At 68.1% G+C, this 18,105-nt stretch carries 19 protein-coding genes; 6 read left to right on the top strand and 13 right to left on the bottom strand.

Annotated features, from left to right (window positions below; genetic code table 11):
• Nucleotides 1-126: 126 nt before the first annotated feature.
• Together GO592_RS30835 and GO592_RS30830 are read left to right on the top strand one after the other, a co-directional pair.
• Entirely contained in the window at nt 127-1,023 is an 897-nt protein-coding gene (locus GO592_RS30835; protein WP_039953075.1) for an NAD(P)-dependent oxidoreductase, read from the top strand.
• The gene (locus tag GO592_RS30830; protein ID WP_007301383.1) at nt 1,020-1,844 is read left to right on the top strand and encodes an NAD(P)-dependent oxidoreductase; all 825 of its coding nucleotides are present in this window, start codon (nt 1,020-1,022) and stop codon (nt 1,842-1,844) included. Before GO592_RS30835 ends, GO592_RS30830 begins: the two co-directional genes overlap by 4 nt.
• Here GO592_RS30830 and GO592_RS30825 read toward each other — a convergent pair.
• From GO592_RS30825 to lysX, 4 genes are read right to left on the bottom strand one after another with little or no spacing between them, the layout of a single operon-like run.
• Complete coding sequence (locus tag GO592_RS30825) at nt 1,822-2,421, bottom strand: histidine phosphatase family protein (protein ID WP_007301382.1); 600 nt, start codon at nt 2,419-2,421, stop codon at nt 1,822-1,824. The two genes, GO592_RS30830 and GO592_RS30825, sit on opposite strands and share 23 nt — an antisense overlap.
• Before the next feature lie 5 nt (nt 2,422-2,426).
• Nucleotides 2,427-3,245 (bottom strand): alpha/beta fold hydrolase, encoded by an 819-nt coding sequence (locus GO592_RS30820; RefSeq protein WP_007301381.1) that lies wholly within the window; start codon nt 3,243-3,245, stop codon nt 2,427-2,429.
• 14 nt (nt 3,246-3,259) lie between these two features.
• Entirely contained in the window at nt 3,260-3,940 is a 681-nt protein-coding gene (locus GO592_RS30815) for a DUF998 domain-containing protein (protein ID WP_007301380.1), read from the bottom strand.
• Nucleotides 3,937-7,281, bottom strand: a complete 3,345-nt coding sequence (lysX, locus tag GO592_RS30810) for a bifunctional lysylphosphatidylglycerol synthetase/lysine--tRNA ligase LysX (protein WP_007301379.1) — start codon at nt 7,279-7,281, stop codon at nt 3,937-3,939. Before lysX ends, GO592_RS30815 begins: the two co-directional genes overlap by 4 nt.
• Nucleotides 7,282-7,391: 110 nt before the next feature.
• Here lysX and GO592_RS30805 point away from each other — a divergent pair, with 110 nt between their 5' ends.
• Nucleotides 7,392-7,619 carry an RNA-binding S4 domain-containing protein gene (locus tag GO592_RS30805; RefSeq protein ID WP_005263380.1) on the top strand — a complete coding sequence of 76 codons (228 nt, stop codon included), beginning with the start codon at nt 7,392-7,394 and terminating at the stop codon, nt 7,617-7,619.
• Here GO592_RS30805 and GO592_RS30800 read toward each other — a convergent pair.
• From GO592_RS30800 to rraA, 4 genes are all read right to left on the bottom strand, one after another.
• On the bottom strand, nt 7,610-8,965 hold the full coding sequence (locus GO592_RS30800; protein ID WP_007301378.1) for a dipeptidase: 1,356 nt from the start codon (nt 8,963-8,965) through the stop codon (nt 7,610-7,612). The genes GO592_RS30805 and GO592_RS30800 overlap by 10 nt on opposite strands.
• Nucleotides 8,966-8,986: 21 nt before the next feature.
• Nucleotides 8,987-9,220, bottom strand: a complete 234-nt coding sequence (locus tag GO592_RS30795) for a hypothetical protein (protein ID WP_039953073.1) — start codon at nt 9,218-9,220, stop codon at nt 8,987-8,989.
• Complete coding sequence (locus tag GO592_RS44780; protein WP_237720652.1) at nt 9,220-9,381, bottom strand: hypothetical protein; 162 nt, start codon at nt 9,379-9,381, stop codon at nt 9,220-9,222. The genes GO592_RS30795 and GO592_RS44780 overlap by 1 nt, the downstream gene beginning before the upstream one ends.
• Before the next feature lie 288 nt (nt 9,382-9,669).
• Nucleotides 9,670-10,140, bottom strand: coding sequence for a ribonuclease E activity regulator RraA (rraA, locus tag GO592_RS30785; RefSeq protein WP_005563989.1), 471 nt, complete (start codon nt 10,138-10,140; stop codon nt 9,670-9,672).
• 41 nt (nt 10,141-10,181) lie between these two features.
• Between rraA and GO592_RS30780 the strand changes: the two genes are divergently transcribed.
• Together GO592_RS30780 and GO592_RS30775 are read left to right on the top strand one after the other, a co-directional pair.
• Nucleotides 10,182-11,027, top strand: coding sequence for an SDR family oxidoreductase (locus GO592_RS30780; protein ID WP_007301375.1), 846 nt, complete (start codon nt 10,182-10,184; stop codon nt 11,025-11,027).
• 36 nt (nt 11,028-11,063) lie between these two features.
• Nucleotides 11,064-11,741 (top strand): TetR/AcrR family transcriptional regulator, encoded by a 678-nt coding sequence (locus GO592_RS30775; RefSeq protein WP_005263375.1) that lies wholly within the window; start codon nt 11,064-11,066, stop codon nt 11,739-11,741.
• Nucleotides 11,742-11,771: 30 nt separating this feature from the next.
• On the opposite strand, the gene GO592_RS30770 is transcribed toward GO592_RS30775, so the two are convergent.
• The gene (locus GO592_RS30770; protein WP_007301374.1) at nt 11,772-12,176 is read right to left on the bottom strand and encodes a hypothetical protein; all 405 of its coding nucleotides are present in this window, start codon (nt 12,174-12,176) and stop codon (nt 11,772-11,774) included.
• A gap of 134 nt (nt 12,177-12,310) precedes the next feature.
• Complete coding sequence (locus GO592_RS30765) at nt 12,311-13,216, bottom strand: oxygenase MpaB family protein (protein WP_007301373.1); 906 nt, start codon at nt 13,214-13,216, stop codon at nt 12,311-12,313.
• Between the two features lie 115 nt (nt 13,217-13,331).
• Between GO592_RS30765 and GO592_RS30760 the strand changes: the two genes are divergently transcribed.
• A complete protein-coding gene (locus GO592_RS30760; protein ID WP_007301372.1) occupies nt 13,332-14,237 on the top strand; it encodes an IclR family transcriptional regulator in 906 nt (301 codons plus the stop codon).
• Nucleotides 14,238-14,276: 39 nt separating this feature from the next.
• Here GO592_RS30760 and GO592_RS30755 read toward each other — a convergent pair whose 3' ends face one another.
• From GO592_RS30755 to GO592_RS30745, 3 genes are read right to left on the bottom strand one after another with little or no spacing between them, the layout of a single operon-like run.
• Nucleotides 14,277-16,061, bottom strand: coding sequence for an acetyl/propionyl/methylcrotonyl-CoA carboxylase subunit alpha (locus GO592_RS30755; protein WP_202714998.1), 1,785 nt, complete (start codon nt 16,059-16,061; stop codon nt 14,277-14,279).
• A 26-nt stretch (nt 16,062-16,087) separates the two neighbouring features.
• Nucleotides 16,088-16,357 carry an acyl-CoA carboxylase epsilon subunit gene (locus GO592_RS30750; protein WP_172649576.1) on the bottom strand — a complete coding sequence of 90 codons (270 nt, stop codon included), beginning with the start codon at nt 16,355-16,357 and terminating at the stop codon, nt 16,088-16,090.
• On the bottom strand, nt 16,354-17,976 hold the full coding sequence (locus GO592_RS30745; protein ID WP_172649577.1) for an acyl-CoA carboxylase subunit beta: 1,623 nt from the start codon (nt 17,974-17,976) through the stop codon (nt 16,354-16,356). The genes GO592_RS30750 and GO592_RS30745 overlap by 4 nt, the downstream gene beginning before the upstream one ends.
• Nucleotides 17,977-18,105 lie beyond the last annotated feature (129 nt).

Raw genomic sequence — 18,105 nt, 5'->3', positions numbered from 1 at the left:
ACTTTTTGGTAAGTACCTGACTTTGAAGTGGGTACTTGTCGAGTGTAGTGCGCGCGCTGAGACTGGAGAAGGCGTTGCTCCGCAGCGTTGCCCGGTCACTCGGGCACGGACTTCCGAAAGCGAATCATGCCTGCACAACTGCCTTCCGTCACCGTCGTCGGGCTCGGGCCGATGGGCCGCGCCATGGCCGGAACGCTCCTCGATCACGCCGTGCCGGTCACGGTGTTCAACCGCACCGCGTCACGCGCCGACGCCGTCGTCGCGGCAGGTGCCCGCCGCGCGACCAGCGCGGAGGACGCGCTCGACGCCGCCGATCTGGTGATCGTCAGCCTCACCCACTACCGGGCGATGTACGACCTGCTCGAACCCGCCGCCGACCGGCTCGCAGGCAGGGTCCTGGTCAACCTCAGCTCCGACACTCCCCGCGAGGCCGAGCGTGCTGCCGCGTGGGCCGCCCGGCACGGCGCCGAGTTCCTCACCGGAGGCATCATGGTTCCGGCCACGCTGGTCGGCGACGACACGGCGTACGCGTTCTACAGCGGACCGCGCGCGGTGCTCGACCGGTGGTCCGACACGCTCGGGCTCCTAGCGCGGCCGGAGTACGTCGGCGCCGATCCGAGTCTGGCCCTGCTCTGGTACCAGGCGCTGCTCGATCTGTTCATGACCACGCTGGTCGGCGCGAGTCATGCGGCGGCACTGATGAAATCTGCCGGGGTGCAGGCAGGGACGTTCCTGCCCTATGCCTCCGACCTGCTCGCGCAGATGCCGTTCTTCCTCGAGGGCGCGGCCGAGGAGATCGACCGACGGGAGTACCCCGACGTCGGCGCGAGCCTTGCGATGATGGCCGCTGGAATCGATCACATCACAGTCACCAGCGAGGACGCGCAAATCGATTCGCGACTTCCGGCGGCGGTCAGGGAGCTGTACCGGCGTGCCCTCGACCTGGGTTTCGGCAGGCACGGTTCGGGCAGCGTGTACGAGGCGATCGTCGCGCCGTCGCAGTCCGCCCGGGGTGTCGCATGACCGGCACCGACGTCACGGTTCTCGGGCTCGGCGCCATGGGACGGGCTCTTGTGGTCGCGCTGCTGCGAGCAGGGCGCACGGTCACCGTCTGGAACCGCACGCCCGAGAAAACGGACACGCTGGCGAACTCCGGTGCGCATCCGGCCGAGTCGGTGTCCGCGGCGGTGCAGGTCTCGCCGCTGGTGCTCGTCTGTGTGGTCGACGACGAGACGGTGCGCGAGCTGATCGAGCCCGTCGCCGGCGACCTGCGTGGACGAACGCTCGTGAACCTGACGACGACCACGCCCGAGCAGGCGCGTGCGATGTCGCGGTGGGCCGGCGCGGCGCGAGTGGAGTACGTCGACGGCGGCATCATGGCGGTACCCGACATGATCGGGGGCGGCGACGCGTTCGTGCTCTACAGCGGCGCGGCGGAGGCGTTCGACAGGAATCGGCCGGTGCTGGAACTGTTCGGTCGTGCGGTATTCGTCGGCGACGACGCCGGCGCTGCTGCGATGTACGACCTCGCGCTGCTCGGCGCGATGTACGCCATGTTCGCCGGGTTCGAGCAGGGCGCCGCGATGGTCCGCGGCGCCGGCGGCACCGCCGGGGAACTCGCCGCAATGGCGGCGCCGTTCCTTCAGGCGATGACCGGAAGCTTCGCGGAGTTCGCGGTCGGAATCGACACTCCCGCGCAGTACGAGCCGGTGCAGAGCGCGGAATTCACCGCGGCGGCAATCGACACGGTCGCACGTGCGGGCGCCGAAGCGGGCGTGCCGACCGCTCTGCCGATCGCCGTGCGTGCGGTTCTCGCGGGTTCTATCGACGCAGCATGTCCCTGACGTGACCGGTCTCGTTGACCGACGCCACCCGTCGCTCGCCGCTGCGGGAGACGAGCACCCGGGTCACGGACACGTACTCGATCGGGAACACGAGGGGTCGGTCGAGCCCGAGCAGTTGCTGCAGGAACACGTTGATGACGCCGCCATGGGCGAATACCGCGACGGTGTCCTCGTGGCCGGACTCGTCGACGATGCGGCCGAGGGACTCGAACACCCGCGTGCGGAACGCGTCGGCGTCGACGGACTTCGGGAACTCGCCGGCCCGAATCCGGGCGAAGGCCTCCGGCGCCCGCGCCTCCGCCTCGTGGAACGGGATGTAGTGGTCGAGGTCGTAGTCGTACTCCGCGAGGCCGACGTACTCGGTGACGGCAAGGTTGAGGGCCTCGGCGACCGGCGCCGCCGTCTCGAGTGCGCGGCGCTGCGGGCTGCTCACGATCCGGGCGATGCGGTACGGGGCCAGCGCAGGAGGCAGCCGCTTGGCCTGGGCGTGACCTTCCTCGGTCAGTGCGGGGTCCGCGCGCCCGTCGGACGCGGTGACGAGCGCGGGCAGCGCGTGGCGGATCAGTAGCAGTTGCACGTCGATCAGCTTGCCAGCTCCCGCACCAGTGCCGCGATCTGGCCGGGCTGATCGATCATGGCGTGGTGGTGCGCGGGACGCACGACGCGGAACGCGGCGCCGAGGAATTCCGCGAACTGCCTCTGCATGCGGATCCACGCCGACCCCCAGGGCGTCGGGCGTCCGGTGTGGGCGGCGGCCACGACGACGGCCGCCGTCATCGCCGTGGTCTCGCGCAGCGCGGCCAGCTCCTGGGCCAGCGCCGGGTACGACGCGTTCTCGACGATCGAGGACTCGAGGTACGCGGGCTCGCGGTAGATCCGCTCGACCCATCGACGGGTGCCCGGCGCGATCCCGCCGGGGGGTGTCGAGTGGTTCAGGATCCGGCGGACCGTGGGGCCCAGGAGGCGTTGCAGCCCCACCCTGCTTGCCGTTCGGGCCGCTCGTCTGCCCATCGTGACACGCCATCGGGTCGGGATCACGCGGTGCGGGTGGGCCGTGACGGTGGCGTCCAGCAGGATCACGCCGCCGGTTCGGTCGGGGTACAGCCGGGCGAAGGCCTCGACGTAGATGCCGCCGAGCGAGTGGCCGACGAGCACCGCGGGGGTGGTCACGGAAAGCGCGTCGAGAACGTCGGCGATTCTCGCCGCCTCGCCACGGGCGGACGGGTGCTCGGCGGACGGGGGACTGAGTCCGTACCCGGGACGATCGATCCGCACCACGAGGCAGGTCTCGGACAGCAGTTCGACCACCTCGTCCCAGTCGAACCAGTTCCCGCCCAGGCCGCCGTAGAGGACGACGGGTGGGCCCTCGCCGTCCACGACCACGTGCACTCCCGCGACCATTTCCCCAGGACGTTTCACGTGGAACCAGCCCTTTCCGGGGTGACGTGAATCACGCTGAGCGCCACGAAGATCAGCCATCCGCAGAAGGCGAGCAGCTGGACGCGCTGGCCGAGTCCGAGCCAGGCGTCCTGTTCGCCGCGGAGTCCCGCGGCTGTCAGCGTCCATACCGTGCCGCCGACGAACACCGTCGCCACGGCCACGCCGGTAACTTTCAACCAGGTCGGCCACTGGTAGCGGAACGCGGCCAACAGGAACGCGAGGGAAGACACCACGCCTCCCGTCGAGGCGGACGCGCTGGTCACGGCGTGCAGGTCGTGGGTGAGCGGCAGGTGTCCGGCGGCCTCACGCGCAGCGCAGACATGGTCGTTGGTGGCCGCGCAACTCATCGGCAGGCGCGAATCGGCGATGGTCGCGAGCGCGAACACGATCAGCGCGATCCACCCGACCGCCGTCATCCAGCCCTGCGAGTACCGCGACAGTCCCAGTACCCCGGCCACGGCGACGAAGCATCCGGTCAGCAGGTCGCCGCTGCGGAACCAGAATCCGTACGGCTGGTCCGCCGCGGCGAGTTCGCTCGCGAACCCCCGTAGCGGATCGATTCCGGTGTCGAGGACGAATTCGAGCAGCCACGACGCGTAGCCGACGGCGCCGAGGATCAGCAGCGCAGCGACGGCGACCCGGCCACGGGAGGTCATTGCCTCGGCTTGGCCAAGGGGAACGCGAGGGTTTCACGGATGCTGCCGCCGGTGATGAGCATGACCACCCGGTCGACGCCCATGCCGAGCCCACCGGTCGGGGGCATGGCGTGTTCGAGGGCCTGCAGGAAGTCCTCGTCGAGTTCCATCGCCTCCTCGTCACCGCCGGCGGCGAGCATCGACTGCTCGGTGAGCCGGTTCCGCTGATCCACGGGGTCGGTGAGTTCGCTGTACGCGGTGCCGAGTTCGATCCCCCACGCGACGAGGTCCCACTTCGCGGCGACCCCCGGAATCGTGGGGTGCGGCCGGGTGAGCGGTGACATCGACGTCGGGAAATTGGTGTAGAAGGTGGGGAATTCGGTGTAGTCCTCCACCAGGTGCTCGTACATCTCCTGCGCGACGGCGCCGGCGTCCCAGGTGGACTGGTACGGGATCTCGTGCTCGTCGCACAGCCGTTGCAGTTCCGCGAGGGGCGTCTCGGGTGAGACGTCGACGCCGAGCTTCTCGGCGACCGCCTGGTGCATCGTCTTGACGGGCCATTCGCCGGAGATGTCGACCTCCACCAGCGTGCCGTCGGGGCCGGGCCGCATGATGATCTCGCGTCCGTACGCCGCCGTCGCCGCGGTCTGGATGAGCTCCCGGGACAGCACCATCATCTTCTCGTAGTCGCTGTGCGCCTCGTACGCCTCGAGGATCGTGAACTCCGGGTTGTGTTTGAAATCAACGCCCTCGTTGCGGAAGACGCGGCCGATCTCGAACACCTTCTCCATTCCTGCGACGCACAACCGCTTGAGGTACAGCTCCGGTGCGATCCGCAGGTACAGGTCCAGGTTGTAGGCGTTGATGTGGGTCAGGAACGGGGCCGCGTTGGCGCCGCCGTGCACCTGCTGCAGGATCGGGGTCTCCACCTCGAGGAAGCCGCGGCCGCCGAGCGAATCGCGCAGCGATTTCACGACGGCGCTGCGGGCCTCGAGCAGGCGGCGGGCATCGGAGTTGATGGCGAGGTCGACGTACCGCTGCCGGACGCGGGTCTCCGGGTCGGACAGGCCCTTCCACTTGTCCGGCAGGGGGTGCAGGCACTTGCCGGTCATGCGCCACTCGTTCGCGAGCAGCGACAGCGCTCCGCGGCGGCTGTATCCGATGACGCCGGCGACCTCGACGAGGTCACCGAGGTCGAACTCGGCGGCGAACGCCCGGATGCGATCGGTGCCGACCCGGGCCTCGTCGACGAGGATCTGGATGTCGCCGGACCAGTCCCGGACCACCGCGAACACGACGCCCCCGTAGTCGCGGATCCGGAGCAGGCGTCCTGCGATTCGGACCGTCGTTCCCTCCGGCGACTCCACGGCCTCGGTCACCGTGTGCGTGGGCGGATACGCGACCGGGTAGGGGTCGGTACCCTGTTCGGCGAGGTCGGGCAGTTTGTCGAGCCGGACGCGGACCTGCTCGGGACGTTTAGGTCCGGTCGCGGTCGGCGCGACGCCTTCGCCGGGTGCGCTGCCGTCGGAGTGCAGTCCTTCGGCGGCGACGAGTGCGGCGGGGACCGCGGCGTGGGTGCCGGTGTGCTCGAGGGCGTCCCGGGTTCCGGAGCGGCCGAACCGGGGCAGGGTCACGAATCCTTCCGCGACGGCCGACGCGAATCCGACGCGCAGCAATTCCCGGTTGTCCTCGAAGCAGAGGAACCGCGGCACCCATTCCGGCTGGTACTTCACGTTGGAGCGGTAGAGCGCCTCGAGCTGCCACCAGCGGGAGAAGAAGACGAGGATCGAGCGCCAGATCCGCAGGATGGGTCCGGCCCCGATGCGGGAGCCCTCCTCGAAGACGGAGCGGAACACCGCGAAGTTCAGTGACACCTTGGTGATGCCGAATTGGTCCGAGGTGGTGGCCAGTTCGGACACCATCAGCTCCACCACCCCGTTGGGGGAGGTCGGCTTGCGGCGCATCAGATCGAGCGAGACACCGGTCGGTCCCCACGGCACCAGCGACAGGATGCCGTCGATCTCGCCGTCCTCGGCGACCGCCTCCACCAGCAGGCAGTCGCCGTCGAGGCGGTCACCCAGCCGGCCGAGGGCCATGGAGAAACCGCGCTCGGTCTCTGTGTCGCGCCACGCGTCCGCGAGCCGGATGGCTTCGGCCATCTCCTCCGCGGGGACGTCCCGGTGTCTGCGGATCCGGACGGTGACGCCCTGACGCCGGACGCGGGTGACGGCTTGGCGGACCTGCCGCATGTCGCGTCCGCTGAGGTTGAATTCGCGTGTGCGGAGGATGGCTTCGTCGCCGAGCTGGAGCACGGTGAGACCGGCCTTGTTGTAGGCGGTGGCGCCGGTTTCGCTGGCGCCCATCACGGCGGTGGCCCAACCGTATTGGGACGCGAGTGCCTGCCACTCCTCGATCGCGTGGGGCCACGCCTCCGGGTCGCCGATCGGATCGCCACTTGCCAGGCACACGCCGAGCTCGACGCGGTAGGTGATGGCCGCCTTCCCGCTGGGCGCGAACACGACGGCCTTGTCGCGGCGGGTGGCGAAGTAGCCGAGGGAGTCGTCCGCGCCGTACTGCAGCAGCAGCCCGCGCAGCGCCGATTCGTCGTTGCCGGTGAGCGCGTTGTGGGAGCGCTGGGCGCGGAACAAGGTGATGACGGCGGCCAGCAGCGCCATTGCGCCGAACAGGCCGAGGAGGGTGTTGACGAATCCGTGCGGGCGCCCACTGAATTGTTCGTTGTCGGCCGCGGCGAGGGCGGTCACGCGGTTGAGCGCCCACAGGAAACGTTCACCCTGCGGCAGCGTGCCGGGGAAGAGTTCGACGAGCGCCCAGCCCACGAGGGTGCCGATCGCGAGACCGACGATGAGCACGCCGAGGGCTTTCCAGCCCGCCCCGCGCCGGACCCGCGTGTAGAACTCGGGCCGGGCCGCGATGAGAATGCCGATCAGCACCACCTGGACCACGGCGGCGACCATCGCGTTCACGTTCCGGTCGGTGATGCTCACGATCACGTTGGTGATCAGGATCAGAACCAGATAGATCGTCAGCAGCCACCAGGCGATGCGTTTGCGGCTCGCCAGCGCCGCCGCGAGCAGCGCGACCACCAGAGCCCACGACAGGCTGGTGTCCGGAGCGTCGAAATAGTAGGCGTCGACGTATTCCCGCGGCACGTGCACGTAGTAGCGCAGTACCGGCGAGATGCTCCACAGGAACACGAGCACCGAGAAGACGCCCAGGATCAGTCCCGCGATGTGGGGAACCTGGTGCAGGCGCCCGTTCTTCGAGCCGAGTGCGGGTCGGGGCCGTGGTGCGGTGCGGACGGCCGCCTCGGACGCGTGGTGTGTCTCGGTGCTAGCTGACATCGAGCGTTTCCTTCCCGGCGAGAGATACGTACCGATCACGGGAGACAGGTGTTCCAGTGTTCAGTGTGAGCCGTCGGGCCGCGATTTGGGTCAAGAGGGAAGATAGAGGCATGTCCGACATCCACGACGCCGTCCCGATCCGCGACGAATCCATCCGTCTCGGCCAATTCCTCAAGCTCGCCAACCTCATCGAGTCGGGTGCGGAGGCGAAGGAAGTGATCGCCGACGGACTCGTGTCGGTGAACGGTGAGGTCGAGGTGCGGCGGGGGCGGCAGTTGCGGGACGGGGATGTCGTGGAGATCGGTGGGATGACGGCTCGGGTGAGTTCTCAGTCCTGACGGTCGGCGGTCGCGAACCTCTGCAGGAACAGCGCCTCGGCGACGGCGAGATTCTCGATTTCGCCGGGATCCACACTTTCGTTGGGGGCGTGGATGAGGCAGCGCGGTTCCTCCACCCCGATCAGGGCGATCTCCGCTGTCGGGACGACGGCGGAGAAGACGTTGCACAGCGGGATGGAGCCGCCCTGCCCGACGGTTCCGAGTTCCTTCCCGAACGCCTCCTCCATCGCAGCGCCGAGGGCCGCGTATCCGGGGCCGTCGGTGGTCGCACGGAACGGGGAGCCCACCGCTTCGCGTTCCACCGTCACCCGCGCATTCCACGGGGCGGCGTTCTCGAGGTGCGCGGCGAGCGCATCCTGCGCCTTCTGCGGGTCCATACCGGGTGGCACCCGCAGGTTGAGGCGGGCCGATGCGCGCGGCTGGATGGCGGCGGCCGAGCCGACCACCGGCGGGCAGTCGATGCCGAGGATCGTCAGGGCCGGCCGGGCCCACACGGCGTCGGCGACGGAACTCGAACCGGCGAGACGCACACCGTCGAGCACGCCGGCGTCGGTGCGGAACTGCGCCTCGGAATAGTCGACGCCCGTCCACTTCTGGTCCGACTCGAGCCCGTCGACGACGGTGTTGCCGTCCGCGTCGCGCAGGGTGGCGAGCATCTGGACGAGGGCGGCCAGCGCGTCGGGGGCGGGCCCGCCGAACATGCCCGAATGCACCTCCCCGGCCAGGGTCTCGACGTGGACCACGACGTTCGCGATGCCGCGCAGCGTTGTGGTGACGGTCGGGCTGCCGACCGCGGCGTTTCCGGTGTCGACGACGAGGATCATGTCGGCGTCGAAGAGTTCGGGCCTGGCCTCGACGAGGTTCTCGAGCCCGCCGGTGCCCATTTCCTCGGATCCTTCGGCGACGATTCTGATGCCGACGGGGAACGGGGTGCCGAGTGCGCGCAGCGCCAGCAGGTGCATGACGATGTTGCCCTTGCAGTCGGCTGCGCCGCGCCCGTACCAGCGGCCGTCCCGCTCGGTGAGGGTGAAGGGGTCGGTGTGCCAGAGCTTCTCGTCACCGGGCGGTTGAACGTCATAGTGGCAGTAGAGCAGTACCGTCGGGGCCCCGTCCGGCGCTGGCTGGTGTCCGACGACGGCGTGTGAACCGTCGGACGTCTCGAGCAGTTCGACATGTCCGATCCCGGCTCCGATGAAGGCGTCCCTGACCCACTCGGCGGCGCGAACGCATTCCTCCGGTGGGAACTGCCGCGGATCGGCCACCGACCGCATGGCCACCAGTTCGGCGAGTTCGTCACGCGCCGTGGGTATCAGCGCGGCTACTGTGGAACGGATTTCGTCGGACATCAACGCCTCCTCGGGGTTCCCCTAATTCTCGTCCACGAGTTTCGGATCGGCGACGGCGGACTCGAATTCCGCCGACCTGTCCGGGCAGTGCACGGCGATCACCAGTCGCTCACTTCGACGATGGAGTCCGACGAACGCGGCGGCGAGGACGGAATACAGGATCCAGTGGGTGTTTTCGGGTCTCCTGTGCAGGTCGTCGACCGGGGCGGTGTTCACGGACTGGTCGTCGGGGCCCATACGACCGGATGTGGTCATCACGCCTCCCCCGCGAGCGGGTCGGCCGCCAGGTCCTGTTTCCAGGACGGTGTGCGCAGCGGGAACATCAGCCCGTGCACCACGAGATACACCTGCGTGGTGATGGCGGAGAGAATCCAGTACGCGAAGATTCCGAGGGCCAGCCCCATGGCGACGAACATCGCGCGAGGGAATTCGCTCGCCGGTCGCCACAGGCTGGAGACGCACGGCGTTCATATCCATGCCCGAAGTAGGACAGGAAGTTGTTGACGATCAGCACGAGACTGGCGATGGTGGGGACGACATACAGGAACACGCAGGCCGGCCCGTACACGGCCATCGAGTTCGCCCTCCGTAGGAGCGAGTCGTGCGAACGACCGCTGAATCCTCCGGATTATTGCGTCGGCGCTCGGAGCCTCGCAGCGGTTCGGCATCGAGAGATACCGAACCGCCGCTCGGTTCTCGCCGGATCAGCGGACGACGACGCCGTCCTGATCGCTGTAGACGGTCTCGCCGGGATTGAACGTGACGCCGCCGATCTCGATCGGGACGTTCTTCTCACCGGAGCCGGTCTGGGTGCTCTTGCGGGGATTGGTGCCCAGCGCCTTGACGCCGATGTCGAGGGTCTTCAGGATCGCCGAGTCGCGGACCGCACCGTTGACGATTACGCCTGCCCAGCCGTTGTCGACGCCGCGTCCGGCGATGATGTCGCCGACCAGGGCGGTGTGGATGCTGGCGTCACCGTCGACCACCAGGACGCCGCCGTTGCCGGGCTCGCCGAGGGTCTGCTTGACCAGCAGGTTGTCCTGGAAGCACTTGATGGTGGTGATGGGGCCGGAGAACACTTCACGGCCGCCGAACTGGATGAACTGCGTGTCGCAGCTCCGGATGTCGGGTCCGATCTCGTCTGCCAGGTCAGCGGTTGCCACGGGTTCAGTCATACGCGTCAGGATAGAGGGCCGGCGCTGGGAGAATGCGGGCCATGACCATTGCAGTGACAGGAGCCACGGGGTCGATCGGCGGCAAGGTGCTCGAGCGGCTCGGCGGCGGCGCCGGGGTCCGGCTGATCGGGCGGAACGCCGAGCGGCTCGAGCCGCTGGCCGAGCATTTCGACTCCGCGTTCGCGGTGGCCACGTACGCCGACGGTCCGGCGATGACCGCCGCGCTGGACGGCGTCCGGCTGCTGTTCCTGGTCTCGGGTCACGAGAGCGCCACCCGCCGTGAGGAGCACCGCACCGTGGTGGACGCCGCCCGTGCCGCCGGGGTGGAGCGGATCGTCTACCTGTCGTTTCTCGGCGCGGCGCCCGAGTGCACGTTCACGTTCGGCCGCGACCACTACGTCACGGAGCAGCACATCCGGGAGAGCGGGCTGAAGTACACGTTCCTGCAGGACAGCTGGTATCAGTCGATGATCCCGCTGATGGCCGACGATCAGGGCGTCATCCGGGGTCCCGCCGGGGACGGCCGGGTCAGCGCGGTGGCGCCCGACGACGTCGCCGATGCGGTGACGGCGGTCCTCACCACCGGCAACGGCGACCACGACGGTGTCACCTACCGGCTGACCGGGCCGGAGGCGTTCACCCTCACGGAGGCCGCCGAGACGATCACGAGGGTGACCGGACGTTCGGTGCGTTTCGAGAACGAGACGCTGGATGAGGCGTACGCGTCCCGCGCCCACTTCGGGGCGCCGGACTTCGAGGTCGCAGGGTGGGTGACCTCGTACGCAGCGATCGCGGCCGGTGAGTTGGCAGTGGTGACGGGGGACGTCGAGGCGCTCACCGGGCGGCCGCCGCAGACCTTCGCCGACTATCTGAACAGCTACACTTGACCCGTCCTGGCATAGCGAGCGGTAGATAGGTCTTTGATGGTCAGCTCATCCAAGGGTGCGACGCCCACCGAGGTCGGCAACGCAGCGGACTGGCGCCGGCTCGAACCCACGAAGTTGACGCCGATCCTCAGCGCCTCCCTCGACGCGTTCTACGAACACGGTTTCCACGGCACGTCGGTGCGCGACATCGCCCGCCGAGTCGGTGTCACGGTACCCGCCCTCTATTACCACCACGAGAACAAGGAGGCCGTTCTCCTGGCGCTCCTGGAACTCTCCACCAGCGACGTTCTCGAGCGCGCCCATGCCGCGAGCGCCGACGGCGGCGACGATCCGGTGCAGCGACTCGCGAACGTCATCGAGGCGATCGTGTTGCGGATGACCATGCGATCCCGTCTGGCGGCCCTCGAGAGCGAGGTGCGCTACCTGAGCCCGGAGAACCGGCAGCGTTACCGCACCGTCCGCAAGGGTGTGGAGGAACTGGTCCTCGAGATCGTCAAGGAAGGCAAGAAGAGGGAGCTCTTCGACGTGTCGGATGCCGCGGAGACGACGCGGGCACTTCTCGGTATGTGCCAGTCGATTCCGCGCTGGTATCACGCCGAGGGCAAGCTGACCCCGGACGCGGTGGCCCGCAAGTACGTCGAGATCGCGATGAAGACGGTGGGATCCACCGAGGCTCCCGTCAAACCGAAGAAGAGGCGCACCGCCGGCGTCTGACCGGCGATGCGCCTCGGCAGGTTCCGGTGGTCAGCTACCCAGGCCCAGCCCCGGTGACGCGACGGCGTCGAACTGCGTCGTCTTCTCGGCGGGTGTGCCGTTCGGTGGGGCGTAGGTGAACACGGCGGTGTAGCGGCCGGCCTCGTGCGTCCGGATCGCTGCCGTCCCGGCACCGAGGGTGAGTGGGATGGTTCGCGTGTTCACGTCGCCGTCGGGCTCGGTGATCTCGAGTTCGACCGGAGTGGATCCGTCGGTGCCGGTCGGGGTGGGCGTGACCAGCGCGCCGAGCGTCACCAGATTGTTGGCGTAGACGGTCCCGAGCGGCGGAACGACGGAGATCTGATAGGTGGTTGCGGCGGTTGCTGTGGGCGCCAGAGCGAGTGAGGCCGCTCCGGCCAGTGCGGCAATGGTCAGGGTCCCTCGCGAGAAGTGCACAAAATCCCTTCCTGTCGACGGTCTCTACGCGCAGCCACGTTACGGCAGAACCGGGAGTTGCCCACCCTCATTCGCCGTGTGTCCGAGAATAGTTCGAACACACGGCATTCCGTCGATCAGGCGTCCAAAGCGGTTCAGGATGCGGTGTTTTCCCGCGCGACCGTACCGTTGGTGTGCTGCACGGGGCAGGTTCTGGGGAAGGTGCCCAGTTTCTCCACTTCGTACCCGGTCGGGTAGCTGCGGATGTTGGGGAGGTCGCGGGCGAACTTGGGCTCCGTGCGCACGGGGTAGAACCGGACGAGGCGGGCGCGGGCCTTCAATGCAGCCCGCGACAGAGTTCGCGCGAGGCGGGACGGCCGACGGTAGGCGAACGCGTCGAGAAGCGGATCGTCCATGAGCGCCCAGGAGAAGCGCTTGATCAGGGCGGCGGGCGCGAGGTTGTTCGGCGGGAACGTGCAGAGGAGTGCGAGCGTCGAGTCGGCGACGGCGCGGCCACCCTCGTCGAAGAGGAAGTGTTCACGCTCGTAGTCGTCGAGGAATCTCTCGAACGCCTCGAACGTCTCGGGAATCTGCTTGATGCCCATGTACTTGCCGAGCGCACGGTAGTAGTTGGTGGATCCGACGATCTCGTTGCGGCTGAGTTTCCGCCAACCGAAGTCGTCGATCCAACGCACCGGGGTCACCACGAACGTCGACAGCACGTACCGCATGTCGTCGTTGGAGATGTCGTAGGAGCCGTGCATCTGGTTCATCCGGCGGATCCCGGCGCGACCGGGATCGCTGGTGAGGCCGTGTTCGAGGACGGCGTCGAGGATCAGGCCGGTGTCGTCGTAGCGCTTCTGCACGCGTTCGGTGAATTCACCCGTCTCGAACAGCAACCGCCCGATGCTCGGCACGGCGTACGTCCGGAACAGCGCGAAGCTGAGGGCCTGGTTGATGTCCCAGGGAAATTCCTGCGTGGCGAGAATGCGAGCGATCTCTTCGTACTGCGTCTCGGGATCGAGTCGGTCGGTCCGGTGACGTAGATCGAAGCGTTTCATGGGTTTCACTTCCTGCAGCGGCTGTGACGGAGGTCCACGTGATTTAGCGATCGTTCAGACGACTCGACTGTAACGCCGTTCACAGTGCGACGCCAGAGTGGCATTATGCAAACACATGGCGCGAAATTCACCACAGACCGACCGGATCGTGATGCTGACGGAACTCCTCGCTGACGAACCGGAGACGCCCCGCAGCCTCGCCGACATCGCCCGGCACCTGGGTGTTGCGAAGGCGACCTGCTACCCGATGGTCGTGGCCCTGACCGAGGCCGGCTGGCTCATCCGGCACCCCACTCGCAAGACCTACCGTCTCGGTCCCGCGCTCATCCCCATCGGACGTGCAGCGACGACGGCCACGGACGTCGTCGACCTCGCGCGGTCGGTGATGCACGAACTGGCCGACGCGTCGGACATGGCGTCCATCGCGTTCGTGCAATCGGGAAGCGACGTGGTGGTCGCCGAGGTGGTGCAACCGGTCGGGGGACGCCGCGGAACGCTGGGCCTGCGGCTCGGCGACAAGGTGCTGCTCGCGCCGCCCATCGGTTCGGGGATCGCGGCCTGGTATCCGCCGGAGCAGCGCGAGGAATGGTACGCCCTCGGCGGGCAGAATCTGGGTGTCGAGGTGGACGTGCTGCGGGCGACGTACGAGCCGGCCCTCGCGCTCGTCCGGGAGCGCGGATACGCGATGGAATGCATGGAGCAGCAACAGCATTCGCTTGCGGATGCCGTGTCGGAACTCCGCGGTCGCGGTGTGGGCGGGCATCGCTCGACCGTCGCGCTGCGAGAGGCCCGCACACTGTTGTCGGCGGATGCCGTGGTCGGTGACATCGACCCGGAGGGCAGTTACCAGCCGCTGTCGATCAATGCCGCGGCATTCGACCGTGACGGTGAACCCGCAGTCGTACTGTGTGTCGCCGACGCGTCCCGGCCGATGTCGGGTGTGCGCACGGCGGAGATCGGTGAATTGGTCCGCGACGCCGCGGCGCGGGTGACGGCCGCCATGCACGGCCGCCACCCGTGAGTACTTGTCAACCGCGGACGGTTGACAAGTACTCACACGCTATTTCAGTTCGGCGAGGACGGTGCCCTGGGTGATGGCGGCGCCGGGTTCGACGGCGAGGCCGGTGACGGTGCCGGCCTTGTGGGCGTTGACGGGGTTTTCCATTTTCATGGCCTCGAGGACGGCGATGAGGTCGCCCTCGGCGACTTGTTGTCCTTCTTCGACGGCGACCTTGACGACGGTGCCCTGCATGGGGGCGGTGACGGCGTCACCGGAGGCGGCGCCGCCGTGGGCGCCGCCGCGGGTGCGGGCCTTGGGCTTCTTGCGGACCGCCCCGGCCGCGGCACCGCCACCGCCGGTGCCGAGGGTGAACTGTCCGGGCAGGGACACCTCGACGCGGCGGCCGCCGACCTCGACGACGACGTTCTGCCGGGGCCCGGACTCGTCCTCGTCGATCGGCTGGTTACCGGTGAACGGTTCGATCTGGTTGTCCCATTCGGTTTCGATCCACTTGGTGTAGACGTCGAAGGTGGTGCCGTCGCCGATGAAGGCGGGGTCGGAGACGATGGCCCGGTGGAACGGGATGACCGTGGCCAGTCCTTCGACCTGGAATTCGGCGAGGGCGCGGCGGGCGCGGGCCAGGGCCTCGTCGCGGGTGGCGCCGGTGACGATGAGCTTGGCGAGCATGGAGTCGAACTGGCCGCCGATCACGCTGCCGGTTTCGACGCCGGAGTCCATCCGCACGCCGGGGCCGGTGGGCGGGACGAACTTGGTGACCGGGCCGGGGGCGGGCAGGAAGCCGCGGCCGGCGTCCTCGCCGTTGATGCGGAATTCGAAGGAGTGCCCGCGGGGGGTGGGGTCCTCGGTGAGGTCGAGGTGTTCGCCGTTGGCGATCTTGAACTGTTGCAGGACCAGGTCGAGGCCGGCGGTTTCCTCGGTGACGGGGTGTTCGACCTGCAGGCGGGTGTTGACCTCGAGGAAGGAGACGGTGTCGCCCTGGACCAGGTATTCGACGGTGCCGGCGCCGTAGTAGCCGGCCTCTTTGCAGATGGCCTTGGCGGAGGTGTGGATGCGGTTGCGTTGGTCGTCGGTGAGGAACGGGGCGGGGGCCTCCTCGACGAGTTTCTGGAAGCGGCGTTGCAGGGAGCAGTCGCGGGTGCCGGCGACGATGACGTTGCCGTGCTGGTCGGCGATGACCTGGGCTTCGACGTGGCGGGCCTTGTCCAGATACTGTTCGACGAAGCATTCGCCGCGGCCGAACGCGGCGACGGCCTCGCGGGTGGCGGAGTCGAACAGTTCGGGGATTTCCTCGATGGTGTGGGCGACCTTCATGCCGCGGCCGCCGCCGCCGAACGCGGCCTTGATGGCGACGGGGACACCGTATTCCTTGGCGAAGGCGACGACCTCGTCGGCGTTGCGGACCGGGTCCTTGGTGCCGGCGGCCATCGGGGCCTTGGCTTTTTCGGCGATGTGCCGGGCGGTGACCTTGTCGCCGAGGTCGCGGATCGATTGCGGGGAGGGGCCGATCCAGATCAGGCCGGCGTCGATCACGGCCTGGGCGAAGTCGGCGTTTTCGGAGAGGAAGCCGTAGCCGGGGTGGATGGCGTCGGCGCCGGACTTGCGGGCGGCGTCGAGGATTTTGTCGAACACCAGGTAGGACTCGGCGGAGGTCTGCCCGCCGAGGGCGAATGCTTCGTCGGCCAGGCGCACGAACGGGGCGTCGGCGTCGGGTTCGGCGTAGACGGCGACGCTGGCCAGGCCGGCATCGGCTGCGGCCCGGATCACCCGCACTGCAATCTCACCGCGGTTCGCGACGAGCACCTTGGAAATACGTGCACTACTCATCGAAATGTCTTCCCTTTTCTACAGTTTCAGTAGCCTGCGTTGACCAGGACGGCAGCGGCGGCTACTTGCCGACGCAGAATGAGGGCGGGAGTGCCCCACGAATCGTTATCGAACGCGGGCGCTTCCGCCGCGGAACCGGACGAGGCGATCGCAGCGAACACTGCCAGCACCGCGGCGATGTCCGTGTCGCTCGGGTTGCCCGTGAACGTCACGGCCGGCGCCGCCGGCGGCTCTTCGGCGATGCCGGCGCCCAGCTCGTCGAGCACCTCGTCGACAACCAATTCCGCCGCGGTCATAGGGGGATGTTCCCATGCTTCTTGGGCGGGAGGGTGACCATTTTGCGTTCGAGCAGGCGCAGGGCGGCCACGATCTGTCCGCGGGTGTGGGACGGGGGGATGACGGCGTCGACGTAGCCGCGTTCGGCGGCGACGTACGGGTTGACGAGGGTGTCCTCGTATTCCTGTTGCAGTTTCAGGCGCAGCGCGTCGACGTCGTCGCCGTTCTTGGCGGCTTCGAGGAGGCGTTTGCGGTAGACGAAGCCGACGGCGCCGGAGGCGCCCATGACGGCGATCTGGGCGGTGGGCCAGGCCAGGTTGACGTCGGCGCCCATGTGCTTGGAGCCCATCACGTCGTAGGCGCCGCCGTAGGCCTTGCGGGTGATGACGGTGATCTTCCCGACGGTGGCCTCCCCGTAGGCGTACAGGAGTTTCGCGCCGCGGCGGATGATGCCGTTGTATTCCTGGTCGGTGCCGGGCAGGAAGCCGGGGACGTCGACGAGGGTGATGATGGGGACGTTGAACGCGTCGCAGGTGCGCACGAAGCGGGCGGCTTTTTCGGAGGCGTCGATGTCGAGGCAGCCGGCGAACACGGTGGGCTGGTTCGCGACGATCCCGACGGAGCGGCCGTCGACGCGGCCGAAGCCGACGACGATGTTGCCGGCGCGTTCGGCCTGGACCTCGAGGAATTCGTCGTCGTCGAGGATGCGGCGGATGACCTCGTGCATGTCGTAGGGCTGGTTCGCCGAGTCCGGGATGAGGGTGTCGAGTTCGAGGTCCTCGGCGGTGAGGGAGTCGTCGATCGATCCGGTGATCGGGTCGGTGGGCAGCATCCGGGGGGCCGCGGCCTGATTGTTGCTGGGCAGGTAGGACAGCAGGTCCTTGACGTAGTCGAGGGCGTCTTGTTCGCCGGAGGCGACGTAGTGGGCGACGCCGGATTTGACCATGTGGGTGTGCGCCCCGCCCAGGTCTTCCATGGTGACGTCTTCGCCGGTGACGGTTTTGATGACGTCGGGGCCGGTGACGAACATCTGGGAGGTCTGGTCGACCATGACGACGAAGTCGGTCAGGGCGGGGGAGTAGACGTGGCCGCCGGCGGCGGGGCCCATGATCAGGGAGATCTGCGGGATGACGCCGGAGGCCTGGACGTTGCGGTGGAAGATTTCGCCGTAGAGGCCGAGGGAGACGACGCCTTCCTGGATGCGGGCGCCGGCGCCTTCGTTGATGCCGATCAGGGGGCGCCCGGTTTTGAGGGCGAGGTCCATGACCTTGACGATTTTTTCGCCGTAGATTTCGCCGAGGGAGCCGCCGAAGACGGTGGCGTCCTGGGAGAACACGCAGACGTCGCGGCCGTCGACGGTGCCGTAGCCGGTGACGACGCCGTCGCCGACGGGGCGGTTGTCGGCGAGGCCGAAGTTCACCGAGCGGTGCCGGGCGAGGGCGTCGAGTTCGACGAAGCTGCCGTCGTCGAGCAGGGCGGTGATGCGTTCGCGGGCGGTGAGCTTGCCCTTGGCGTGGACCTTCTCGACCGCGGCTTCACCGCTCGGGTGCTGCGCCTCGGCCTGACGATTACGCAGGTCGGCGAGCTTTCCCGCCGTCGTGTGAATATCGGGCGTGACCGCCGAATCTGTGACTGTCATCTATGACTGCTCTTCCCGTCGAGGCTGTCGGAACCAGCGCTGCACCCTGTGGGGTACGCGGTTCGTGGGATTACCCACTCGGACGCCGCCACTTTAACGCATTACTTATCGATCGTTCACGTGCGCTGC

Origin of the sequence: Rhodococcus sp. 21391, assembly GCF_016772255.1 — a bacterium.
In the GTDB taxonomy this organism is placed as follows: domain Bacteria; phylum Actinomycetota; class Actinomycetes; order Mycobacteriales; family Mycobacteriaceae; genus Rhodococcus_F; species Rhodococcus_F opacus.
The sequence above is the reverse complement of the archived record's forward strand: the minus strand, read 5'-3'. Positions and strand labels throughout refer to the sequence as shown.

Coding starts and splice junctions, on each gene's coding strand:
- GO592_RS30835 (WP_039953075.1), top strand. CDS start 127: ATGCCTGCACAACTGCCTTCCGTCACCGTCGTCGGGCTCGGGCCGATG.
- GO592_RS30830 (WP_007301383.1), top strand. CDS start 1,020: ATGACCGGCACCGACGTCACGGTTCTCGGGCTCGGCGCCATGGGACGG.
- GO592_RS30820 (WP_007301381.1), bottom strand. CDS start 3,245: ATGGTCGCGGGAGTGCACGTGGTCGTGGACGGCGAGGGCCCACCCGTC.
- GO592_RS30815 (WP_007301380.1), bottom strand. CDS start 3,940: ATGACCTCCCGTGGCCGGGTCGCCGTCGCTGCGCTGCTGATCCTCGGC.
- lysX (WP_007301379.1), bottom strand. CDS start 7,281: ATGTCAGCTAGCACCGAGACACACCACGCGTCCGAGGCGGCCGTCCGC.
- GO592_RS30805 (WP_005263380.1), top strand. CDS start 7,392: ATGTCCGACATCCACGACGCCGTCCCGATCCGCGACGAATCCATCCGT.
- GO592_RS30800 (WP_007301378.1), bottom strand. CDS start 8,965: ATGTCCGACGAAATCCGTTCCACAGTAGCCGCGCTGATACCCACGGCG.
- GO592_RS30795 (WP_039953073.1), bottom strand. CDS start 9,220: ATGACCACATCCGGTCGTATGGGCCCCGACGACCAGTCCGTGAACACC.
- GO592_RS44780 (WP_237720652.1), bottom strand. CDS start 9,381: ATGTTCGTCGCCATGGGGCTGGCCCTCGGAATCTTCGCGTACTGGATT.
- rraA (WP_005563989.1), bottom strand. CDS start 10,140: ATGACTGAACCCGTGGCAACCGCTGACCTGGCAGACGAGATCGGACCC.
- GO592_RS30780 (WP_007301375.1), top strand. CDS start 10,182: ATGACCATTGCAGTGACAGGAGCCACGGGGTCGATCGGCGGCAAGGTG.
- GO592_RS30775 (WP_005263375.1), top strand. CDS start 11,064: ATGGTCAGCTCATCCAAGGGTGCGACGCCCACCGAGGTCGGCAACGCA.
- GO592_RS30765 (WP_007301373.1), bottom strand. CDS start 13,216: ATGAAACGCTTCGATCTACGTCACCGGACCGACCGACTCGATCCCGAG.
- GO592_RS30760 (WP_007301372.1), top strand. CDS start 13,332: ATGGCGCGAAATTCACCACAGACCGACCGGATCGTGATGCTGACGGAA.
- GO592_RS30755 (WP_202714998.1), bottom strand. CDS start 16,061: ATGAGTAGTGCACGTATTTCCAAGGTGCTCGTCGCGAACCGCGGTGAG.
- GO592_RS30750 (WP_172649576.1), bottom strand. CDS start 16,357: ATGACCGCGGCGGAATTGGTTGTCGACGAGGTGCTCGACGAGCTGGGC.
- GO592_RS30745 (WP_172649577.1), bottom strand. CDS start 17,976: ATGACAGTCACAGATTCGGCGGTCACGCCCGATATTCACACGACGGCG.